Source organism: Streptosporangium fragile (genome assembly GCF_039534445.1).
In the GTDB taxonomy this organism is placed as follows: domain Bacteria; phylum Actinomycetota; class Actinomycetes; order Streptosporangiales; family Streptosporangiaceae; genus Streptosporangium; species Streptosporangium fragile.
In genome coordinates this window covers 1-20,023 of the sequence record NZ_BAAAVI010000053.1, presented here as the reverse complement: position 1 = coordinate 20,023, position 20,023 = coordinate 1, and the positions used below count along the sequence as shown (strand labels likewise).

17 protein-coding genes and 1 pseudogene are annotated in these 20,023 nt (G+C 71.9%); 9 read left to right on the top strand and 9 right to left on the bottom strand.

Going from position 1 to position 20,023, the window contains the following annotated elements; genetic code table 11:
• Positions 1–260: 260 nt before the first annotated feature.
• On the top strand, positions 261–848 hold the full coding sequence (locus ABD841_RS28940) for a hemerythrin domain-containing protein (RefSeq protein ID WP_344978401.1): 588 nt from the start codon (positions 261–263) through the stop codon (positions 846–848).
• Between the two features lie 113 nt (positions 849–961).
• The gene (locus ABD841_RS28935; protein WP_344978399.1) at positions 962–1,159 is read left to right on the top strand and encodes a CDGSH iron-sulfur domain-containing protein; all 198 of its coding nucleotides are present in this window, start codon (positions 962–964) and stop codon (positions 1,157–1,159) included.
• Here ABD841_RS28935 and ABD841_RS28930 read toward each other — a convergent pair.
• Positions 1,108–2,205 carry a glycosyltransferase family 2 protein gene (locus tag ABD841_RS28930; RefSeq protein WP_344978397.1) on the bottom strand — a complete coding sequence of 366 codons (1,098 nt, stop codon included), beginning with the start codon at positions 2,203–2,205 and terminating at the stop codon, positions 1,108–1,110. The two genes, ABD841_RS28935 and ABD841_RS28930, sit on opposite strands and share 52 nt — an antisense overlap.
• 7 nt (positions 2,206–2,212) lie before the next feature.
• Positions 2,213–3,421, bottom strand: coding sequence for an iron-containing redox enzyme family protein (locus tag ABD841_RS28925; protein ID WP_344978395.1), 1,209 nt, complete (start codon positions 3,419–3,421; stop codon positions 2,213–2,215).
• A gap of 548 nt (positions 3,422–3,969) precedes the next feature.
• Here ABD841_RS28925 and ABD841_RS28920 point away from each other — a divergent pair.
• The 5 genes from ABD841_RS28920 (at position 3,970) to ABD841_RS28900 (ending at position 9,033) form a co-directional block, all read left to right on the top strand.
• On the top strand, positions 3,970–4,821 hold the full coding sequence (locus ABD841_RS28920; RefSeq protein ID WP_344978393.1) for a GAF domain-containing protein: 852 nt from the start codon (positions 3,970–3,972) through the stop codon (positions 4,819–4,821).
• Positions 4,822–5,165: 344 nt separating this feature from the next.
• The gene (locus ABD841_RS28915) at positions 5,166–6,242 is read left to right on the top strand and encodes a sugar ABC transporter substrate-binding protein (protein WP_344978391.1); all 1,077 of its coding nucleotides are present in this window, start codon (positions 5,166–5,168) and stop codon (positions 6,240–6,242) included.
• Positions 6,243–6,309: 67 nt separating this feature from the next.
• Entirely contained in the window at positions 6,310–7,077 is a 768-nt protein-coding gene (locus ABD841_RS28910; protein ID WP_425582062.1) for an ATP-binding cassette domain-containing protein, read from the top strand.
• Positions 7,070–8,419 (top strand): sugar ABC transporter permease, encoded by a 1,350-nt coding sequence (locus tag ABD841_RS28905; RefSeq protein ID WP_344978387.1) that lies wholly within the window; start codon positions 7,070–7,072, stop codon positions 8,417–8,419. The genes ABD841_RS28910 and ABD841_RS28905 overlap by 8 nt, the downstream gene beginning before the upstream one ends.
• Positions 8,420–8,562: 143 nt before the next feature.
• Positions 8,563–9,033: a MarR family winged helix-turn-helix transcriptional regulator gene (locus tag ABD841_RS28900; protein WP_344978385.1), complete on the top strand. Its 471-nt coding sequence runs from the start codon at positions 8,563–8,565 to the stop codon at positions 9,031–9,033.
• Here the strand turns inward: ABD841_RS28900 and ABD841_RS28895 are convergent.
• From ABD841_RS28895 to ABD841_RS28870, 6 genes are all read right to left on the bottom strand, one after another.
• On the bottom strand, positions 9,027–10,664 hold the full coding sequence (locus ABD841_RS28895) for a PP2C family protein-serine/threonine phosphatase (protein WP_344978383.1): 1,638 nt from the start codon (positions 10,662–10,664) through the stop codon (positions 9,027–9,029). The genes ABD841_RS28900 and ABD841_RS28895 overlap by 7 nt on opposite strands.
• 282 nt (positions 10,665–10,946) lie before the next feature.
• Positions 10,947–11,879 carry an anti-sigma factor RsbA family regulatory protein gene (locus ABD841_RS28890; RefSeq protein WP_344978382.1) on the bottom strand — a complete coding sequence of 311 codons (933 nt, stop codon included), beginning with the start codon at positions 11,877–11,879 and terminating at the stop codon, positions 10,947–10,949.
• Positions 11,876–12,292: an STAS domain-containing protein gene (locus tag ABD841_RS28885; RefSeq protein ID WP_344978381.1), complete on the bottom strand. Its 417-nt coding sequence runs from the start codon at positions 12,290–12,292 to the stop codon at positions 11,876–11,878. Before ABD841_RS28885 ends, ABD841_RS28890 begins: the two co-directional genes overlap by 4 nt.
• Before the next feature lie 96 nt (positions 12,293–12,388).
• Positions 12,389–12,634 (bottom strand): hypothetical protein, encoded by a 246-nt coding sequence (locus ABD841_RS28880; RefSeq protein WP_344978380.1) that lies wholly within the window; start codon positions 12,632–12,634, stop codon positions 12,389–12,391.
• Between the two features lie 71 nt (positions 12,635–12,705).
• Positions 12,706–13,068 carry a DUF3140 domain-containing protein gene (locus ABD841_RS28875; RefSeq protein ID WP_344978379.1) on the bottom strand — a complete coding sequence of 121 codons (363 nt, stop codon included), beginning with the start codon at positions 13,066–13,068 and terminating at the stop codon, positions 12,706–12,708.
• Between the two features lie 297 nt (positions 13,069–13,365).
• A complete protein-coding gene (locus ABD841_RS28870; protein WP_344978378.1) occupies positions 13,366–14,703 on the bottom strand; it encodes a serine hydroxymethyltransferase in 1,338 nt (445 codons plus the stop codon).
• A 480-nt stretch (positions 14,704–15,183) separates the two neighbouring features.
• Between ABD841_RS28870 and ABD841_RS28865 the strand changes: the two genes are divergently transcribed.
• Complete coding sequence (locus tag ABD841_RS28865) at positions 15,184–16,917, top strand: ABC transporter ATP-binding protein (RefSeq protein ID WP_344978377.1); 1,734 nt, start codon at positions 15,184–15,186, stop codon at positions 16,915–16,917.
• A gap of 83 nt (positions 16,918–17,000) precedes the next feature.
• The gene (locus ABD841_RS28860) at positions 17,001–18,908 is read left to right on the top strand and encodes an ABC transporter ATP-binding protein (RefSeq protein WP_344978376.1); all 1,908 of its coding nucleotides are present in this window, start codon (positions 17,001–17,003) and stop codon (positions 18,906–18,908) included.
• Between the two features lie 783 nt (positions 18,909–19,691).
• Here ABD841_RS28860 and ABD841_RS28855 read toward each other — a convergent pair.
• Positions 19,692–20,023, bottom strand: a pseudogene (locus ABD841_RS28855) (transglycosylase domain-containing protein); the annotation flags it as partial.

Here is a 20,023-nt window from a genome sequence, read left to right as displayed (position 1 = left end):
GGCGCCGAAGGCCAGGTCAGGCGGCATCCGCCCAGGTCAGTCGCTCTTCTCCGGGTGGAGGGCCGGTCGCCGGAAGAGACTTTCGGCGCGCCCGACAATCGGCGCACGCCATATCAGGGGCGACCCGGGAAAATGGCCGGCGAGCTGGGGACCGGTGATTTTCCGCGCAGCGCGGAACGGTTCTCGTGCGATTCTCTCCCGGGTTTCGAACGGCAGGCGCGGGTAGCACCGCAGAGACGGGAAGAGACCGAGGAGGACCCATGAGCGATCGCCAGACCGTGCCGGAGCTGATGGACGACACCGACGTCGTCGATCTGCTGCTCCGGCAGCACGCATTGATCAGGGACCTGTTCGACGAGGTGGAGGAGGCGCCCGCCGCGGATCGGGCGGAGGCGTTCCGGCGGCTGGTGCGGATGCTGGCCGTGCACGAGACGGCCGAGGAGGAGATCGTGCACCCCTACGCCCGCCGCAAGCTGGACGGCGGGGACTCGGTGGTGGACGACCGGCTCGCCGAGGAGAACGAGGCCAAACAACTGCTCATGCAGATGGACAAGGCCGGCCCCGGGGATCCGCAGTTCATGACGAACCTGGCACTGCTGCGGGCGGCCGTGCTCTCGCACGCGAGGTCGGAGGAGCGCTACGAGTTCACCCAGCTCCGCGCCCACACGAGCGCGGCGGAGCGACGCGCCATGGCGGCCGGGGTGAAGGCGGCCGAGGCGCTGGCGCCCACCCACCCGCACCCGGGGACGGAGTCGGCGACGAAGAACCTGCTGGTCGGGACACCGGTAGCGATCATGGACCGGGCCCGTGACGTGATCCGGCAGGTCATGGACAACAAACACGGCTGACGCGGACCCGCGGCGAAGGAGCACGGCCGGCTCGGCCGTCCGGGGGCGCGTTTCCCCTCCACCTATACGGGCATTTGTCACAAATGGCCGATAAAGAGGATATTCCGGTTACTGTGACGACCTGCGAGGACGGGCCGCTCCTGCTGCGGGGCTCCTTCGCGCTCCTCACCCAGGACGGGCAGGCCATCGACCCGGGCAGGGCGACCGTGGCACTGTGCCGCTGCGGCCGGTCCGCGACCAGGCCGTTCTGCGACGGGTCTCACAAGGTCACGGGCTTCCGGGCGCCGGGCGGGCTCGAACGCTCCGCCTGACGGCGCACTCTCTCGTCCCGGGCGCCCTGAGCGGGCACCCGCACGTCCCGGGCGGACACCCGCCCACCCTGCTGTGACGTCCCGGCGGCCGGACGGCGTGCCCTGAGGTCGCGCACCGAGTGCGCCGCGGTCCGCAGCCGGCGGCCGGCGTACGGGACCCCGCCCCGGGTGAGCCGGGCGGCCAGGGCGAGCCAGCTGCAGGTCGCCCGCTCCAGGACCCACACCGGCGCGAACAGCGAGGTCGTCCAGGGGAACACCCGGCGTCCCCCGGCCCGGCGGCGGCCGATCTCGGCCAGGCCGATCGCGAGCCCGGCGCCGGCCGCGACGGCCCCGGGGCGCCGGCCCAGGACCGCGACGGCCAGGGCGGGCAGGATCCCGAGGAAGGCGGCCATCCGGGCGGGCTGGGCCAGGTCGTCGTAGGCCTGGCGCACGCGCTGGGACCAGAACCTGCCGGGGTCCGGCGGGAGGCGGCGGACGTACAGGTCGAGGGGGCTGGACTCGCGCCCGCCGTGAGCGCGCACCGTGCGGATGAGCTCCAGGTTCTCGAACAGCACGTCGCCGTCGTAGCCGCCCATCTCCCGGAAGGTCGAGCGCCGCACCCCGAACGTGCCGGGGTAGTCGGCGCCGAAGCCGCGGTTGAGGAGGGTACGGGCGGAGTCCCAGCGGGCGTGCCAGGGCAGCGGGTCGAAGTAGTTCTGCGGCCGGACCAGGTCGGCCCCCTCCAGCAGCGCGCCGATCCTGGCCAGTTCCGTCTCGCCGTAGCGGACGTCGTCGTCGGCGATGACCACCCGCTCGGCCCGGGCCAGGCGCATCCCGGTGAGCACCCCCGACACCTTGCCGTTGGCGAAGCGCAGGCCCGGGTCCGGGCGTACGTGGTGGACGAATCCGCCCCACAGCCTCGCGTGCCGGTCGAAGATCTCCGGCGGTGAGCCGTCGACCACGACGACGCGGACCCTCCGGGAGAGCCGGTGGAGGTAGGCGGTCAGGTCGTCCAGGGCCGCGTCGTCGTCCCAGCGCAGCGGCAGCACGTAGTCAAGGTCCATCATGGTCGTCTCACCACCGCTCGGTATCGGTCATGCTTCCGCGCCGGTCGGGGCCCGGCGCCGCCGCGGTCTCCCGCAGCGACGTGGCACCCCGCCGCCAGCACGCCAGGACGTGCTCGGCGAAAAGCCGGTCGAGGGCCAGCGCGCAGGCCGCGCCGTACAGCACGTCACCGGCCAGCGCCGGATGGGCCGCCGCGAATCCGCCGCACATGTCGTGGGCCGCGATCTGCTCGTGAACGGCGTCGGCCTGCACGTGCTCGTCGTAGAAGCGGCACGCCGCCTCGTCCCCGCCCAGCCGGCGCAGGCCCTGACCGTATCTGCGGTTGGGGAGCGAGGAGGTCATCTCGAACGCCGCGAGGTGCCCCAGCAGCGCCCCGCGACGGCGCCGGTGGAGCCCGAACAGCGACATGGCGTTCGAGATCGCCAGGGTGACCGCGGGCACCCGGTCGAGGTACGCGCCGTAGGAATCGTCCAGGCCCAGTCCGCGCATGGTGGCCCGGAACAGCTCCGCGTGCATCCGCTCGGCACGCCCGCCGCCGTACTCGTCCGCCTGGATCTCCACCAGGGCCGCTTTGGCGGGGCCGCGTAGCCGGGGGATCGCCCAGGTGTGCGGGTCGGCCTCCTTGAGGTGGTAGATCGACCGGTGCACGACGAACTCCCGGAACTGCTCCAGATCCGCCTCCCGCCACAGGTAGGCCGAGAGGCTGGGGCCGTCGTCCGCGGCCACCAGCTCGGCCAGGGCGCGGCGCATCCGCGCGGCCGGCACGGCGGGCGGGCGCGGCACGGCCCGTGCGAGCCCGTCCTCGAACCGCGCCTCCAGGGTCTCGCGCGCCTCCAGCAGGGACGGGTTCCACTCCCACCGGTCGTCGACCCCGTCGAAGCCCTGGTAGTGCAGCTCGTAGCAGGCGAACAGCGCGAGCTGGAGGTCCTCGTCGCCGAGCGGGCCGGGGGCTCCGTCCGGGGAGCGCGCCGGGAGCGGGGACCGGAGCTGGAGCGGGTCGAACCGGTGCGGCGGGCGCGCCAGCCGGTCGAAGAGCCAGGCGGTGATCGGCCCCCTGGCCTCCGGCAACGGCCGCCCGGCCCCGTCTCGGGCTCCCGCGGGCCATCCGGCCCCGTCTCGGGCTCCCGCGGGCCGTCCGGCCGCGCCTCCGGCGTCCACCGGGAGCCCGCCCGTGTTCTCCGCCGTCGCCGGTCGCTCGACCGGAAGGCGCTCGTTCATGGGGGGAAGCTCGTTCGCCGCGAAATGCTCACCGGTTGCGACCCGGCCGTCGGCCGTCGCCCGGCCACCGGTCACGCCGCCGCGGGCACCGCGCCGTCCGCGAGCGGACGCCTCTGACATACGCGCCATGCATACCCCCGTTCCGTGCCGCAGAGGGTGCGATGCCCGGGACATACCTCTCGAAACGCCGTAAAGATCCCCAAGGGGAGGTGCGGGACGGTCCCGGCCCGGGACGACGCCGGGAACGGCGGCCCGGCCGCGTCCGCGCTTCCACGGAGATCGAGAACCGCCGCGGAAGACGGGACGCCGATCCGGCGGACGCGACTCGACGATCTACCACCGTTTCGGAGAGAATCAGGCACATCCTGCGGTTCCTCTCGTCTCGCCTGGAAGCGGTCCACGTGTCTGCCTCTCCACTCGCGTCGGCCTCGGCCGACGTCCCGCGTGCCGCCGTGGACGGCGCACCGGCTCCGGCCGCGAGCGTGCCCGGAGCGACGGCCACACCGGAAACGGCAACCGGGAAGGGCGCCGTTTCCGAAACACCGGACGTGGTGGAAACGCCGGACGTGGCCGGGGCCCGGGACGGGATCGGGCGCGGCGGCGCGGACGAGTCCCGCGGGGAGGACGACGCGCGGCTGGCGGCCGTCCGCCGGTACGAGATCCTCGACACCCCCGTGGACGGGACCTTCGACGAGATCGTCCGGCTGGCCATGGTCGTGTTCGACACCCCCATCGCCACGGTCGGCATCGTCGACGCCGACCGAGTGTGGTTCGCCGCGGCCGAAGGGCTGGACGGGGTGACCCAGGTCGGCGCCGAGCCCGGACTGTGCGCCTCGGCGGTGCTGGCGGACGGCCCGTACGTCGTGACCGACGCCTCGACCGACCCGCGCACGCTGGACCACCCGCTGGTCCGCGGCGAGCTGGGGCTGCGGTTCTACGCCGCCGCCCCGATCGTCACCGCCGGAGGGCACCGGCTGGGCACCGTCAGCGTGATCGACCGCCGGCCCCGGGAGGTCACCGACACCCAGACGGCGGTGCTGACCCGGCTCGCCGCACTGGTCGCCCACCACCTGGACCTGCGGCTGGCGAACCTGCACGCCGTACGCGCCGAGCGGCGGCTGCGCGAGGAGGCCGACGAGCGCGCCGAGGCGAGCGCCGCGCTCGCCGTCCGGCTGCGCGAGGTCGCCGCCGTGGAACGGGCCGCCGACCGTCCCGCGCTCTGCCAGCTCGGCACCGCCGGGCAGCAGTGCACCCAACCGGCCGAACTCAAGATCGCCGATGGCTGGGGCGACTCGGCGTGGGGCTGCACCGCGCACGCCGAGGAGGCCCTCTTCGTCGCGGCGGTGTTCATCGCGAACAAGGAACTCGGCGGCCTGAGCGTCTACCTCAACCGCCGCTGATCTCCGCGTCCGGCCGTGACCGGTAGGACGCCGGGGCCGCGGGCGCCGCGGCGGTGAAGCCCCTCGGGCCCGCCCGCCGGCCCCTCCCGGGGTCGTCTCCGGGCGGTCGGCCATCGGATTCCCTCGAATGTTCAAGCACACCCCAGCGAATCGGGCGCTGCGCCAAGTCCTTACCAAGATCATCGCCGGTCGGGCATCGCGTTATCCAGCTTTGGGTACTGCTGACGCTAATAGGACTGGATGACCGATTTTTGGGGTCATGTACCGGGTTCGGTGGGGATCTCGGGGGGTTCGTGGTGAATACACCGGTGGTTCGCTGGATGGCGAGCGGCGTCGTGCTCAGCATGACACTCGGACTGGCGGCCTGCGGGACCGCCGAACAGGCGGGCGGTCCCGCGTCCCCCGCCGCGACGGGCGGCGCGACCGGGAACGTCGCCGAGGGGTTCAAGATCGGCCTGCTGCTGCCGGAGGCGAAGACGGCCCGCTACGAGAAGTTCGACCGTCCCTACATCGAGCAGAACATCACCAAGCTCTGCCCCAAGTGCGAGGTCGTCTACAACAACGCCAACCAGGATCCCAACCAGCAGCAGCAGCAGGTCGACTCGATGCTCACCAACAACGTCAAGGTGCTCATCCTGGACGCGGTGGACGCCAAGGCGATCGCCTCGTCGGTCTCCAAGGCCAAGCAGCAGGGCGCGAAGGTGATCGCCTATGACCGCCTGGCCGGCGGCCCGATCGACGCCTACACCTCCTTCGACAACTTCCAGGTCGGCAAGATGCAGGGCGAGGCGCTGCTGAACGCGATCAAGGCGGGGGGCGACCCCAAGCGGGGGCCGATCGTGATGATCAACGGCTCGCCGACCGACCCGAACGCGGGCGACTTCAAGAAAGGCGCCCACTCGGTCCTCGACGGCCAGGTGACCATCGGCAAGGAGTACGACACCCCGGACTGGAGCCCGGACCAGGCCAACACCGAGGCGACCGGCGCCTTCACCGCGCTCGGCGCGGACAAGGTCATCGGGGTCTACTCGGCCAACGACGGCATGGCCGGCGGCATCGCCCGCGCCATGCAGAACGCGGGAGTCAAGAAGGGCACGCCGCTGACCGGTCAGGACGCCGAACTGGCGGCCATCCAGCGCATCCTGCTGGGCACCCAGACGATGACCATCTATAAGCCGATCAAGCCGGAGGCGGAGAACGTCGCCAGGATGGCCGTCGACATCGGCATGGGCAAGCAGGTCAACGGCACCGGCACGGTCGACAACGGGACGTCGTCCTCGATCCCCGCGCAGATCATCCAGCCGATCGTCGTCACCAAGGACAACATCAAGGACACCGTGGTCAAGGACGGCTTCTGGAAGGTCGAGGAGATCTGCACCCCGGACGTCCAGGCGGCCTGCCAGAGCGCCGGTCTCTCCTGATGGGAAGAGCGGGAACAGCGGGAACACGGTCGGGGAGGGGATTACCGTGGCCGGAGCGATACTCGAAATGGAGGGCATCTCCAAGCGTTTCGGAGCCGTGCAGGCTCTGACGGACGTCGACCTGGAGGTCCGCGAGTGCGAGGTGGTCGCCCTGGTGGGCGACAACGGTGCCGGTAAGTCGACGCTCATCAAAGTGATCGCGGGCGTGGGGCCCGCCGACTCCGGCGAGATCCGCTGGGCGGGCAGACCGGTCACGATCCACAGCCCCGGCGCCGCGCAGGCGCTCGGCATCGCGACCGTCTACCAGGACCTGGCGCTCTGCGACAACCTGGACGTGGTCGGCAACCTGTTCCTCGGCCGCGAGATGCGGCACTTCGGGATCCTGGACGAGGTCGGGATGGAGAAACGCTCCCGCGACCTGCTCCACACGCTGTCGATCAAGATCCCCAGCGTCCGCATCCCGGTGGCGTCGCTCTCCGGAGGCCAGCGCCAGACCGTGGCGATCTCCCGGTCGCTGCTGGGCGAGCCGCAGGTCGTGATCCTCGACGAGCCGACCGCCGCGCTGGGTGTCGAGCAGACCGCGCAGGTCCTCGACCTGGTGGAGCGGCTCCGCGCCCAGGGGCACGCGGTGATCCTGATCACCCACAACATGGTCGACGTGAAGGCGGTCGCCGACCGCGTCGCCGTGTTGCGCCTGGGCCGCAACAACGGGGTCTTCGACGCCAAGAAGACCTCTCAGGAAGAGATCATCGCCGCGATCACCGGGGCGACCGACAACGCGGTGACACGGCGGCGCGCCCGCGCCGAGCAGGTACCGGAGGCCGTCGATGAGTGAGAACATCCCGCCGCGCCGCTCCCAGGGAGCACACCGCGCGACCCGGGGACCGGCGGGTCCGGGCGGGGCGACGGGCACGGTGAGCCCGCTGGAGCCGGCCGCCCCGGCGGGACCGGCCGCGCAGGCGCAGATCGACCCCCGGCTCCTCGTCCGGGAGCAGGGGTTCGCCGGTTACCTCCAGGAGTTCAAGCGCCGGGTCAAGGGCGGCGAGCTCGGCTCGCTTCCCGTGGTCGTCGGCCTGATCGTCATCTGGATCATCTTCCAGAGCCTGAACAGCCAGTTCCTGTCGCCGCAGAACCTGTCCAACCTCAGCATCGACATCGTGGCGACCGGCCTCATCTCGGTCGGCATCGTCTTCGTCCTGCTGCTCGGCGAGATCGACCTGTCCGCCGGTGCGGTCAGCGGGGCCTGCGCCGCGCTGCTGGCCGTGCTGTACGTCAACAACGGCTGGAACCCGGTGACGGCCATCGTGGTGGCCGTGGTCGCCGGCGCCGTGCTGGGCCTGCTCCACGGCTCGTTCTTCGCCCTGATCGGCGTGCCGTCGTTCGTGGTCACACTGGCCGGCCTGCTGGCCTGGACCGGTCTCCAGCTGCTGATCCTGGGCCCGAACGGCACGATCAACCTGCCGGACACCGGCATGGTCGCCCGCCTCACCAGCACCTACTTCAGCCAGGTCATCGCCGCCTACGGCCTCGCCGCCCTCGCGACGATCGGCTTCTTCGCCGTCTCGTACGTGGGCAACAGCCGCCGCCGCGCCGCGGGCATCCCGACGCGGACGATGGGTGACATCCTGTTCCGCACGGCGGTGCTGGGGATCGTCGCCTTCGGGGCGGCGTTCATCCTCAACAAGTACAAGGGCCTCCCGCTGGCGCTGCTGATCTTCCTCGCGGTGGTCGTCATCGCCGACTTCGTGCAGCGCCGCACCCGCTACGGGCGCAGCATCTTCGCCGTCGGCGGCAACATCGAGGCGGCCCGCCGGGCGGGCGTCAACGTCGCCATGATCCGGATCACGGTGTTCATGATCTCCGGTGCGATGGCCGCGGTGGGCGGCGTCTTCGCCGCCTCCCGCATCGCGTCGGCCAGCCAGGCGACCGGCCAGAGCAACGTGCTGCTGATGGCGATCGCCGCGGCCGTCATCGGCGGCACGAGCCTGTTCGGCGGCCGGGGCACCGCCTTCTCGGCGCTCCTGGGCATGCTGGTCATCCAGTCCATCGCGTCCGGGATGGCGCTGGAGGGCGTGAGCAACTCGGTGCAGTTCATGGTCACGGGCGCGGTGCTGCTGGCCGCGGTGGTCATCGACTCGGTCTCCCGGCGGAGCCAGAAGGCATCGGGACGGGCCTGAACCGCGGAGTCCCGGGCCCTGAAACCGGCCGGGACCCGGGCCCCGGCCGTTCCGGGGCCCGGGCTCACCGCGGGTGACGGGTGCCCCCGGAACCCCTAAACTCGTCAACAAAGTTGTCGGAACGGCGGGTCAGGAAGGGGATCATGGCGGCCGACCCTCCCGGTTTCGAACTGCCGCTCCGGCTCTTCCTCGGCTTCCGGGTCATCATCGATGAGCTCCACGCGGAGCTCGCCCGCCAGGGCCACCCCGACCTGCGCCCGATGCACGGCTTCGTGCTGCAGGCGATCGGCCCCGAGGGGACGACCGCCGTGGAGCTCGGCAGGCGGCTGGGGGTCTCCAAACAGGCGGCGGGGAAGACCGTCGAGGCCCTGGAGCGGCTGGGCTACGTCGAACGCGGCTCCGACCCCCGCGACGCGCGGCGCAAGATCGTGCGTCTCACCGGGCGGGGCGTCGACAGCCTGGTCCGGTCGGCGCGCATCTTCGACGACCTGCGGGCGGGCTGGGCGAAGACCCTCGGCGAGGATCGCCTGCGCGCCCTGGAGGCCGATCTGCGCGCCGTGACCCCGGCCGACGCCTTCCGTCTCGACGTCCCGGGCTGGTTCGGCGGCTACTGATCGCCGTCGGCCGCCCCGCTCCCCCGGGCGGGTGCGGTCACCTGCGTGACGAGGACGCAGGTGTCGTCGGTGGCGCTGCCGGGCACCATGGCGTCCATCACCGTCCGCAGCCGGTCCTCGGGGGCCGCCGCGCGCAGCACCCGGGCCAGGGTCTCGCTCATCAGGTCGAGGCCCTCGTACAGGTCCCGGCCGCGCTTCTCGATCAGGCCGTCGGTGAACATGACCAGCACGTCGTCGGGCCGGAGCCGCACGGCGGCGCAGGTGTAGGCGGCGTCGGGGAAGACGCCGAGCAGGACGCCCGGATGGAGCAGGCGTTCCACGTGGGCGCCCCGGGCCAGCAGCATCGGGGGGTGGCCCGCGTGGGTCCAGCGGAGCGTGCGGTCGGCGGGGCTGTAGCGGGCCACGAGCGCGGTCGCCAGCACGTCGGGCCGGAGCTTGCAGAGCAGGCGGTTCAGCACGGTGAGGATCTGGGCCGGATCGTGGCGGGCGAAGGCCAGGCCGGTGATGGCGTGGCGCAGCTTCGCCATGGCGGAGGCGGCGGCCAGCCCGTGCCCGGCCACGTCCCCCACGGCGAGCAGCACGTCGCCGTCGTCCAGCTCGATCACCTGGTACCAGTCGCCGCCCAGGAACGCCTCCCGCTCGGCGGGTGCGTACCGGCCGGTCACCCGCAGCCCCGGCAGGGTCCGGGGCTCGTCCTCGGCCGGCATGATGATGTTCTGCAGGCGCATCGAGAGCTGGCTCTCCTCCGCCAGCCTGCGGCTGACGCTGGCGAGCTCGTCGGCCGCCCGGCGCCAGTCGGTGACGTCCTGCATGATCCCGTGGATCTCCAGAAGCCTGCCGGCCACGTCGCGGACGGGCTCCGCGAAGATACGGATGTTCCGGACGCCCGCACCGACCCGGACCCTGACCTCGAACTCCTGGGTCTCGTCACCGCCGGCCAGCGCGGCCATCGCCCGCTCCATGACCGGCAGATCTTCGGGCTCGACGATGGTGAAGTACTCCTCCAGCGTGAGCGGCCCCTCTGCCGGATCACGCCCGTGGATGGTGTACAGCCGCGGCGACCAGGTGATCTCGCCGGTCAGCAGGTTCCAGTGCCCCCAGCCCAGGTTGCCCAGTTGCTCGGTGCGCTCCAGCCGGGCGGCGAGCTGCCGGTCGCCGTCGTGACGGATCCAGGTGGTGAGCAGGCCGCCGGCGACGCGGGCGACCCGCACGGTGAACGTCGAGCGGTACGGCACGTCACCGGCGGCCTCGACGTGCTCGTACCGATCGATCTGCTCCGGCTCGCCGGTCTCCATGACCCGCAGGTACGCCTCCCAGAGCGGGGTGCCCAGCACCGACGGGTAACGTTCCAAGCCGCGCACGCCGACGAGTTCGCCGCCCCGCAGGCCGTGGACGTCGACGGCGCCCGCGCTCGCGGCCTCGACGAGGAAGTCGACGACGGCCCCCGTCTCGTCCCGGACCGGCACGGACCAGCTCGCCGCACCCGGCATCACGTCGAGCAGCGCCCGCACGTCCGCGGTGGAGGCGGGGAAAGGCGCCTCCGGGGCGCCCTGGAGCGACCCTCCGCAGGCGCCCGGGGAGGAGGCCCCGGGGCCGTCCGGGGAGGGGTCCGACGGCGGCAGGAGCCTCACGGGCCGCTCATCCGAGGGGTCGCGGATCTCCGGGGCGCCGGGCGCCGTATCGCCCGCCGCCGGCCCGGGTCCGGGTCCTTCGCGGTCAGCGTGGTGCTCTTCGGGAAGCGACACTGCCAAGGCGGCTTTCTCCAAAGGGTCGGGCCGGCCGGGGGAGGGCCGGCCACGGTGATCTCCCGGCGTCACGGTCGCGTCCCTCCCCCGCCACCCTCGCGGACGAGAGCGCCGGCACGGGCCGGGACACGGACGCTGTCCCGGAACGGGGGCACGGGCGCGGTCATCCTATGGGACGTCGAAATACGCCCGGACGGTGGTGCCGTCCTCACCGGTGTGGATCCGGACGAGATCGGCCAGGAGGTTGGTCACGAGCAGCCCCCGGGAGCCACGTTGCCGGGGGTCGACCGGCCGTCGCCCCGCCAGGGGGTCGGCGATGTGGCCGGCGTCGCTGACGTCGAAGACCACGCGGCGGCCCTCCGTCCAGATCCGCAGGACCCCGGAGCCGCCGCCGTAGTCGAGGCTGTTGGCGGCCAGCTCGCTGGCGATCAGCCGCAGGTCCTCCAGCCGCTCCCCCGCGAGACCGGCCTCGGCGGCGTACTGCGCGGCGAAGGCACGCACCAGGTACAGGTCGCCGTCGAAGGCGAGCACGGCGGCGTCCGGCGGGTCGGACAGCGGGCGGTTGCACTCCTGGATGATGCGTTCGGGCGCGTAGGCGGCGCTGGCGCGCGGCCCCGAGCCGTCCACGACGACGGGGTGGGTCGCCCTGGCCTGCTCGACGACCTCGGCGGCCAGCGCGCCGACGTCGTACGGGCACAGGATGGTGGCGTCGCGGCCGGCGAACGCGAGATTGATCAGCGCCTCGTGGTGCAGGCACGCCGTGTACTCGATCGCGGACCGCTCGGGCCAGATCGGCTCGCCGACGATGCGGACCCGCCGGCCGGGGTGGAGGTCGGCGAACGCCCACAGGACGGCCGGGAGGATGCGCCCCGGGTTGCGACCGGCCTCCTCCATGTCGAAGAACCGCACCCCGGCGGCCATCTCGCCCAGCTCCGCCCGGATCAGCTTCAGGTTCCGGCCGGGCACGGCCACCGCGACCGGCTCGCCCGCGGCCAGGCCGTCACGGACGAACGGTATGACACCGTCGAGATACTGCCGGGCCCCCTGGTAGAACAGCGCCGGATGGGCGAACGGCTCCGTGCCGGAGGTCGTGGCGCTCATCGGATCTCCACTTCGATCGGGGACGGATCCGAACCGATCAAGGTGAGGACGGATCTCAGGCAGTACGGCGAGCGGTGCAGGAACATCCGGTTGCCGGAGGGCAGGTCTCGCGCGGCCTGGGTCAGCAACCATGCCCCCCGGACATCGATGAACGTCAGCTCCGACAGGTCGAGGTGCAGGTCACCGCCCCCGGTGACCAGCCCGCCCAGCGCCTCCTGCCAGATGCCCCTGGTGGTGCGGTCGACCTCGCCGCTCACCTTCAGACCCGCGGGCGTCATGAGCGGGGCGATCCGCAGGCTGCCCCTGCCGGGCCTCCCGGGGACGGCGCCTCCGGCGGAAGGAGATTCACAGGGGCCCGTCTGCGAGCGGTTCGGCACGGTGACCACCCTGAGGTCGACGATGGACTTCTTCAACGTACCCGCTGTCGCCTTCTGATCGCATACGGGGATCGCGGGAGCCCGCGGGGAAGGATCCGGGGGCGGGCGGTCGGGCCACGCGCCGGAGCCCTTTCAGGCTCCCAGGTCCAGCGCCACGTTCTCCAGCCGGTCGGCCAGCATGTCCAGCTGCTCCTCGGTGACCGTGTCCCCGGTGAAACGGACCAGGTCACGGCGGTCCGCGATGACCAGCCGCCGGTGCTGCTCGTCGAGTTGCCCCGCCGGCAGCACCACGCAGTCACCTCGGACGAATACCAGGACGGCGTCGGAGTCGGGTGACTCCAGAAGCCTCCGGACGCATTCCCGATCGATGAGCGCCATCGGAACCCCCCTGTCTGCGATGACCGCATCGTGATCGTCTGTAATGGGCCGTATCGGGCCGGCGGCCCCGCTCAGCCGGATCCGGCCACCGGGCGCGACGGCCGGAGCGGGTTGTGCCCGACCTCCAGCAGCGCCCGCCGCCGGTCGTCGTCATCGGCGTCGAGCGCGCCGTCGGCCAGCGTGTCCTCGACGCGGTCCACGGCCCGCCGCATCGCGTCGACGTCGTCAGCGGTCAGGTCGGTCTTGCGCTTGCCGAGAACCTGGAGCACCTGGCGGCCGAGCTCCGGCATGGCCGACTCGGGGTCCCGGTCGCCGGCCCCGTCCGCGGCCGCCGACGCCAGCAGGAACGCCCGCAGCTCCTCCGACGTCATGTTCACGACCTCGTGGAACTCCTGCCACACCAGGTCGAGGATCAGATCCGACTCGTGGGCCATCGCGCTCCCCTTGTCCTCTCGGCTTCCCGGCTGCTCCCTCGGCTACCCGGCGCGCCCGGCCGCGAGCCCCGGGCCGGGCCCGCCCGCACCTTCCACACGTCGTCCGCGAGACCCCGCCGGTTCCCCGCGGGCTCCCGCGCGTCGGCACGCGACGGTGGGCGCACCGCGGCCATACCCCGGCTCCCGCTCCGCTAACAACCTCCCGGGCGGCCCTCCGCCCTGGTCACGCGGTACGGCCGCGGTGGGCGCCCCGGTACGCGACCGCCGTGGACGTGGCCGGAGAGGCCGCCGGCGTGATCAGGAGGGATTGTCGGCGGTGAAGTGCACGCCGGAGAAACCGCGGCGCCACTCGGTGACCTCCGGCGCGACGGTGGCCGGATCGACGCTCCCGTCCAGCCCCCGGGCGACGAACGAGGCCAGGACGGGCATGTCCGCCTCGGTCATGCCGAGCCGGACGATCTCCGGTGTGCCGATGCGCAGGCCGTTCACGTCGCCGTCGACCGCCTCCACGGGCAGGCCGATGCCGCAGGAGAGCAGGTTCGCCTCGCGCAGCCGCCGCGCGGCCCGCTGGCCGCCGCCGTAGCGGTGGGCCAGGACCGCGAACTGGTGGGACCGGGTGCACCCGCGGTCGGCGGCGAAGACCGGGACCCCGAGGTCGAGCAGCTCGGCGGCGAGCCGTCGCGCGGTCGCGACCATCTCCCGCGCGTAGGCCTGCCCGGCGGCCTTCCAGTCGAGCATGGTCATGGCGAGCGCCGCGGTCTTGCCCGCGTCGAAGTTGGCGGTCAGCCCCGGGTAGGCGATCGCGTCCAGGCACTCGGCCAGCTCGGCGTCGTCGGTGACGATGAGCCCGCCCGCGGGACCGCCCAGGCTCTTGTACGTGCTCATGGTCATCAGGTGCGCGCCCTCGTCGAGCGGCTGCGGCCAGGTCCGCCCGGCGATCATGCCGCACAGGTGCGCGGCGTCGAAGAGCACGCGGGCACCGACCGCGTCGGCGATCTCCCGGATCGGCGCGACGGGATGGGGGAACAGGTTGAGGCTCCCGCCGATGGTGATCAGGGTCGGCCGCACCTCCTCGGCCAGCGCCCGCAGCGCGCCGACGTCGACCGTGTAGCCGTCCGCCGCCACCGGCGCCGGGACGACGTTCAGCCCGTACAGCCCGGCCGCGCCCGGCGCGTGGTGGGTGACGTGCCCGCCGATACTCGCCGGCGGGGCGATGATCGTGTCACCGGGCTCGCAGACCGCCATGAACGCGTAGAGGTTGGCGAGCGCCCCGGAGCCCACGCGCACCTCGGCGTGGGCCGCCCCGAAGACCTCCGCGGCCAGCTCGGCGGCGATGATCTCGATCTGCTCGATCGCCTCCAGCCCTGTCTCGTACTTCTCTCCCGCGTACCCCAGCGACGGGCGCGACCCCAGGCCGGCCGAGAGCAGCGCCTCCGCGCGGGGGTTCATGACGTTCGTCGCGGGATTGAGGTTGACCGACTCGACGTCGTGGATGCGACGGTTCTCGGCCGCCAGTCGTTCGATCTCGTTCTGCACCGAGGCCACGGGCTGGTCGGCCACGACCTTCATGACGGACTGGACGCGTTCCTCGGTGACGGCGGGCACCCAGGACCGGGGTGCGAGGGCACGGGGCATCAGATGACTCCTGGTCGACAGGCAGACGACTGTCGGATTTGTCAGGTTGTCTGCCAGATGACGGTAAATCGAGGTCGCCTGTCCGCGCATCAGGTGAACGACGGGGCTTCGGGCGCGCTTTTCCTACATTTGTAGGAGACCGAAGCCGTTTGCGGAACCCCGAGGCCTCCGCGACAAACAACAGGTGCGCGGTGGCCGCGGGGCGGATGACCGTGAGGCGGGTGACGAGGGCGGATGACCGCGAGGCACGACGACAGCGAAGGCAGGTGACCGCGAGGCACGACGACAACGAAGGCAGGTGACCGCGAGGCACGACGACAGCGAAGGCGCGGATAAGCATGTGAAGCCGCTCCCCCGCTTATCTAGAGTGACCGGCATGCTCTCGATGTCCCGGCGGGCCTCCTCCCGGCGCGCCACTCCCCCGTTCCCGGACACCGGCCCCCGAGAATCCCGCTCCGGCGTCTCGCCCGGGGAGGGCCCATGCTGAGCCGGCTGCTCCGCGCCTACCTGCGCCCCTACTCCCCGGCGCTGGCCGCCGTGGTGGCGCTGCAGCTGGTGGGCACCATGGCCCTGCTGTATCTGCCCAGCCTGAACGCCGACATCATCGACCGGGGCATCGCCACCGGCGACACCGGCTACATCCTGTCCGCCGGGGGCTGGATGCTGGCCGTCTCCCTGCTGCAGATCGCCTGCTCGATCGCGGCGGTCCGCTACGGAGCCCTCGCGGCGGCGGGGTTCGGACGGGACGTCCGGGCCGCCGTCTTCCACCGGGTGGGCGAGTTCTCCACCCGCGAGGTCTCCCGGTTCGGCGCGCCGTCGTTGATCACTCGCAGCACCAACGACGTGCAGCAGGTCCAGATACTCGTGGTGACGACCTGCACGATGCTGGTCGCCGCGCCGATCACGGGCGTCGGCGGCGTCGTCATGGCGCTGCGGCAGGATGTCGGCCTGTCCTGGCTCATGCTGGTGTGCGTCCCGGCGCTGCTGCTCTCGATCGGCCTGATCAGCATCCGCACGATCCCCCTGTTCCGCGAGATGCAGACCCGCATCGACGCGGTCAACCAGGTGTTGCGGGAGCAGCTCTCCGGCATCCGTGTGGTCCGCGCGTTCGTCCGGGAGCGCGAGGAGACGCGCCGGTTCGCCGCGGCCAACGACGCCCTGACGGAGACCGCGTTGCGCGTCGGGCGGCTGACCGCGCTCATCTTCCCCGTGGTGATGCTGATCCTCAACGCCTCCAGCGTCGCCGTGCTCTGGTTCGGCGCCGCCCGGGTGGACAGCGGTGAGATGCAGATCGGCGCCCTCACCGCGTTCCTCATGTACCTGATGCAGATCCTGACCTCGATGATGATGGCCGCCTTCATCGCGATGATGGTCCCGCGCGCCGCGGTCTGCGCCGAGCGGATCGGCGAGGTGCTGGAGACCGAGTCGTCGGTGACCCCGCCCGGCGACCCCGTACGGGAGGTGCGCGGCCGGGCCGAACTGGAGCTGCGCGACGTCGGGTTCCGCTACCCGGGGGCGGCCGAGCCGGTGCTGTCCGGCGTCTCCTTCCGCGTCACCGCGGGACGCACCCTCGCCGTCATCGGCAGCACCGGCGCGGGCAAGACGACGCTGCTCTCCCTGGTGCCCCGGCTGTTCGACGCCACCTCCGGCACGGTCTCGGTCGACGGGGTCGACGTCCGCGACCTCGACCCCCGGCTGCTGTGGACGCGGGTCGGCCTGGTGCCGCAGAAGCCGTACCTGTTCAGCGGCACGGTCGCGAGCAACCTGCGGTACGGCAACCCGGACGCGGACGACGAGGAGCTGTGGGAGGCGCTGGAGGTCGCCCAGGCCCGCGACTTCGTCGAGGCGATGCCCGGCGGTCTCGACGCGCCGATCGCGCAGGGCGGCACGAACGTGTCCGGCGGGCAGCGGCAGCGGCTCTGCATCGCCCGCGCGCTGGTCAGCAAGCCGGAGATCTACCTGTTCGACGACGCGTTCTCGGCCCTCGACACGGCCACCGACGCCCGGCTGCGCGCCGCGCTGCGCCCGTACACCGCCGAGGCCGCCGTCGTCATCGTCGGCCAGCGGGTCTCCACGGTCGCCGACGCCGACCAGATCATCGTCCTCGACGGCGGCGTTGTCGTCGGCAGCGGAACCCACGACGAACTGCTGGATTCCTGCCCGACGTACGCCGAGATCGTCGAGTCCCAGCGAGCCGTGGAGAGTGCGGCATGAGCGACCGGCCGATGACGACCACGCGCCCCCGCCCTCCCGCGGGAGGCGGCGGCTTCGGGCGAGGCCCCTTCGGGGGAGCCGGAATGCCCGCGGAGAAGTCGATGACCTTCGGGCCGTCCCTGCGGCGGCTGACGCGGCGGCTGGCGCCCGACCGGCCGAGGCTGCTGACCGTGATCGGGCTCGCGGTCGTCAGCGTGGCGTTCTCCGTCGTGGGACCGAAGATCCTCGGCCACGCGACCGACCTGATCTTCGCCGGTGTGATCGGCATGCGGCTGCCCGCCGGGACCACCGCGGAGCAGGCGATCGAGGCCGCCCGCGCGTCGGGTGAGGACGACTTCGCCGCCCTGCTCGCGCGGATGGACGTCGTACCGGGTCAGGGGATCGACGTCGCCGCGCTGGCCACGGTCCTCGCGTGGGCCCTGGCGCTCTACGTCGCGGCGTCGGTCTTCGCCTGGTTACAGGGGTACCTGCTCAACGACGTGGTGCAGCGCACCGTGTTCCGGCTGCGGGCGGACGTCGAGGACAAGATGCACCGGCTCCCCCTGCGGTTCTTCGACGGTCAGCCACGCGGTGAGCTGCTCAGCCGGGTCACCAACGACATCGACAACGTGTCCCAGACCCTGCAGCAGACGATGAGCCAGCTGCTGACCTCGCTGCTGACCGTGCTCGGCGTGCTCGGCATGATGTTCGCGATCTCGCCGCTGCTCGCGCTGATCGCCCTGGTGACGATCCCGCTCTCGATGGTCGTCACCGGGCAGGTCGCGAAACGCTCGCAGAAGCTGTTCGTCGCGCAGTGGGCCCACACCGGCAGCCTGAACGCCCACATCGAGGAGGCGTTCACCGGCCATGAGCTGGTGAAGGTGTTCGGCCGCCGGCCCGAGGTCGAGGAGGTGTTCCGGGCCAGGAACGAGGACCTGTTCGCGGCGAGCTTCGGCGCCCAGTTCATCTCCGGGATCATCATGCCGCTGATGATGTTCATCGGGAACCTGAACTACGTCGCCATCGCCGTCGTCGGGGGCCTGCGGGTCGCCGGCGGGTCGATGAGCCTGGGCGACGTCCAGGCCTTCATCCAGTACTCACGGCAGTTCACCCAGCCCCTCACCCAGGTCGCCTCGATGGCCAACCTGCTGCAGTCGGGGGTGGCCTCGGCCGAGCGGGTCTTCGAGCTGCTGGACGCCGAGGAGCAGGAGCCGGACCCGGCCGACCCGGTGCCGCCCACCGCCCGGCGGGGCCGGGTCGAGTTCGAGCACGTGTCCTTCCGCTACACCCCGGACCAGCCCCTCATCGAGGACCTTTCCCTGGTGGCCGAGCCCGGGCACACGATCGCGATCGTCGGCCCGACCGGCGCGGGGAAGACCACCCTGGTCAACCTGATCATGCGCTTCTACGAGCTGGACGCCGGCCGGATCACCCTCGACGGCGTCGACGTCACCGCGATGCGCCGGCAGGACCTGCGCTCGCGCGTCGGCATGGTGCTCCAGGACACCTGGCTGTTCGGCGGCACCATCCGGGAGAACATCGCCTACGGCAACCCGGAGGCCACCGAGGAGCAGATCCACGCCGCCGCGCGGGCCGCGTTCGCCGACCGGTTCATCCGCACGCTGCCCGACGGCTACGACACCGTGGTCGACGAGGAGGGGGGCAACCTCAGCGCCGGCGAGAAGCAGCTGCTGACCATCGCCCGCGCGTTCATCGCCGACCCGTCCCTCCTCATCCTCGACGAGGCCACCAGCTCGGTCGACACCCGGACCGAGGTCCTGGTGCAGCACGCGATGGCCGCGCTGCGCTCGGACCGCACCAGTTTCGTCATCGCCCACCGGCTGTCCACCATCCGCGACGCGGACCTCATCCTGGTCATGGACGCGGGGCGCATCGTCGAGCAGGGCACCCACGAGCAGCTGCTCACCGCCCGGGGTGCTTACCACCGGCTGTACTCCGCCCAGTTCAGCGGCGCCGCGGCCGCGGTCGACGAGGAGCTCGCCGAGAGCTGACCGTCCCCGCCGTGCCGTGGAACGTCCTCACCGGCCGCGCACGGCGGGCAACCGGGACCGGCGCCGAAGAATCCGCGGCGACGCCGGAGAGTCCGCAGCGGCACCGGAGAGTCCGCAGCGGCACCGCCTCAGGGAGCGGTGCCGCTGCGAGCGCCGGCGTGCGGCCGGTCGGCAGTGAAATCCAAGCGTTCCCGATAAATCAGCTCATGGTCAGGCAATGATCGCGACAAATACCTCATAACACCCAGAAAAGGATGTATCTTGGCCAGACTCGATCCGGCATTTCCTCGGCCCGCCCATTGAACGATCACCTTTGGTGGTCCCGGCCGGAAGGAGCGACGACGATGGGAAAGCGACGTGTCATGTTGCTCGGCCCGGCGCTCCTGACAGTCCTGGTCATCGGCCCCGCACCGGCTTCCCCTGCCACGGCCGTTCCCGGGTCCGCGGGGGCGGCCCCCGGCATCACGCGGCATGTCACGACGGCTGACGCGTCCTCCGCCGGACCGTGCTGGAAGATGGGGAAAAAGAAGAACCGCGAACGGTGTTACGCGGAATTCCACCGGAGCCTGCACCGGAGAGATCTGCTGGACGACGAAAGAGGGCCGTTGGACCGCCGGAGGCTGCACCGGGACCGCGACAGGGACTCCTGGAAGCGCGACTTCTTCCGGTTCCTCCGGTAGCACGGGAGAGACCCCCGTCGTCACCGCGGGCACACCGCCCCGAACAGCCGATCACCCGCCGGCCGCGTCCCCTACCTCAACGGGCGATACAGCCGGCGCCGCGTCACTCGCCGCCCTGGTCCAGGGGAATGCTCGGGCGTTCGTTGTCGCCACCGTCGGAACCGTCGCCGTCACCGGAACCGTTGTCACGGCCGGGATCGTCACCGTCACCGGGACCGTTGCCGGGACCGTCGTCCTGGGTGGCGTCGTCAGCCGAGGGCGACGGCGTGGGCTGGCAGCTCTGGTCGCAACCGCCGAACCGCGCCGAGTCGATCGGGGTGAACGGCGTCGGCTCGACGTTCCGCAGCGCCACCAGCATGGTGTCCTTCCAGATCGGACCCGGGATGCTGGCGCCGAAGACCGAGCCGTAGTAGCGGCCGCCGATCGTGACGTTGT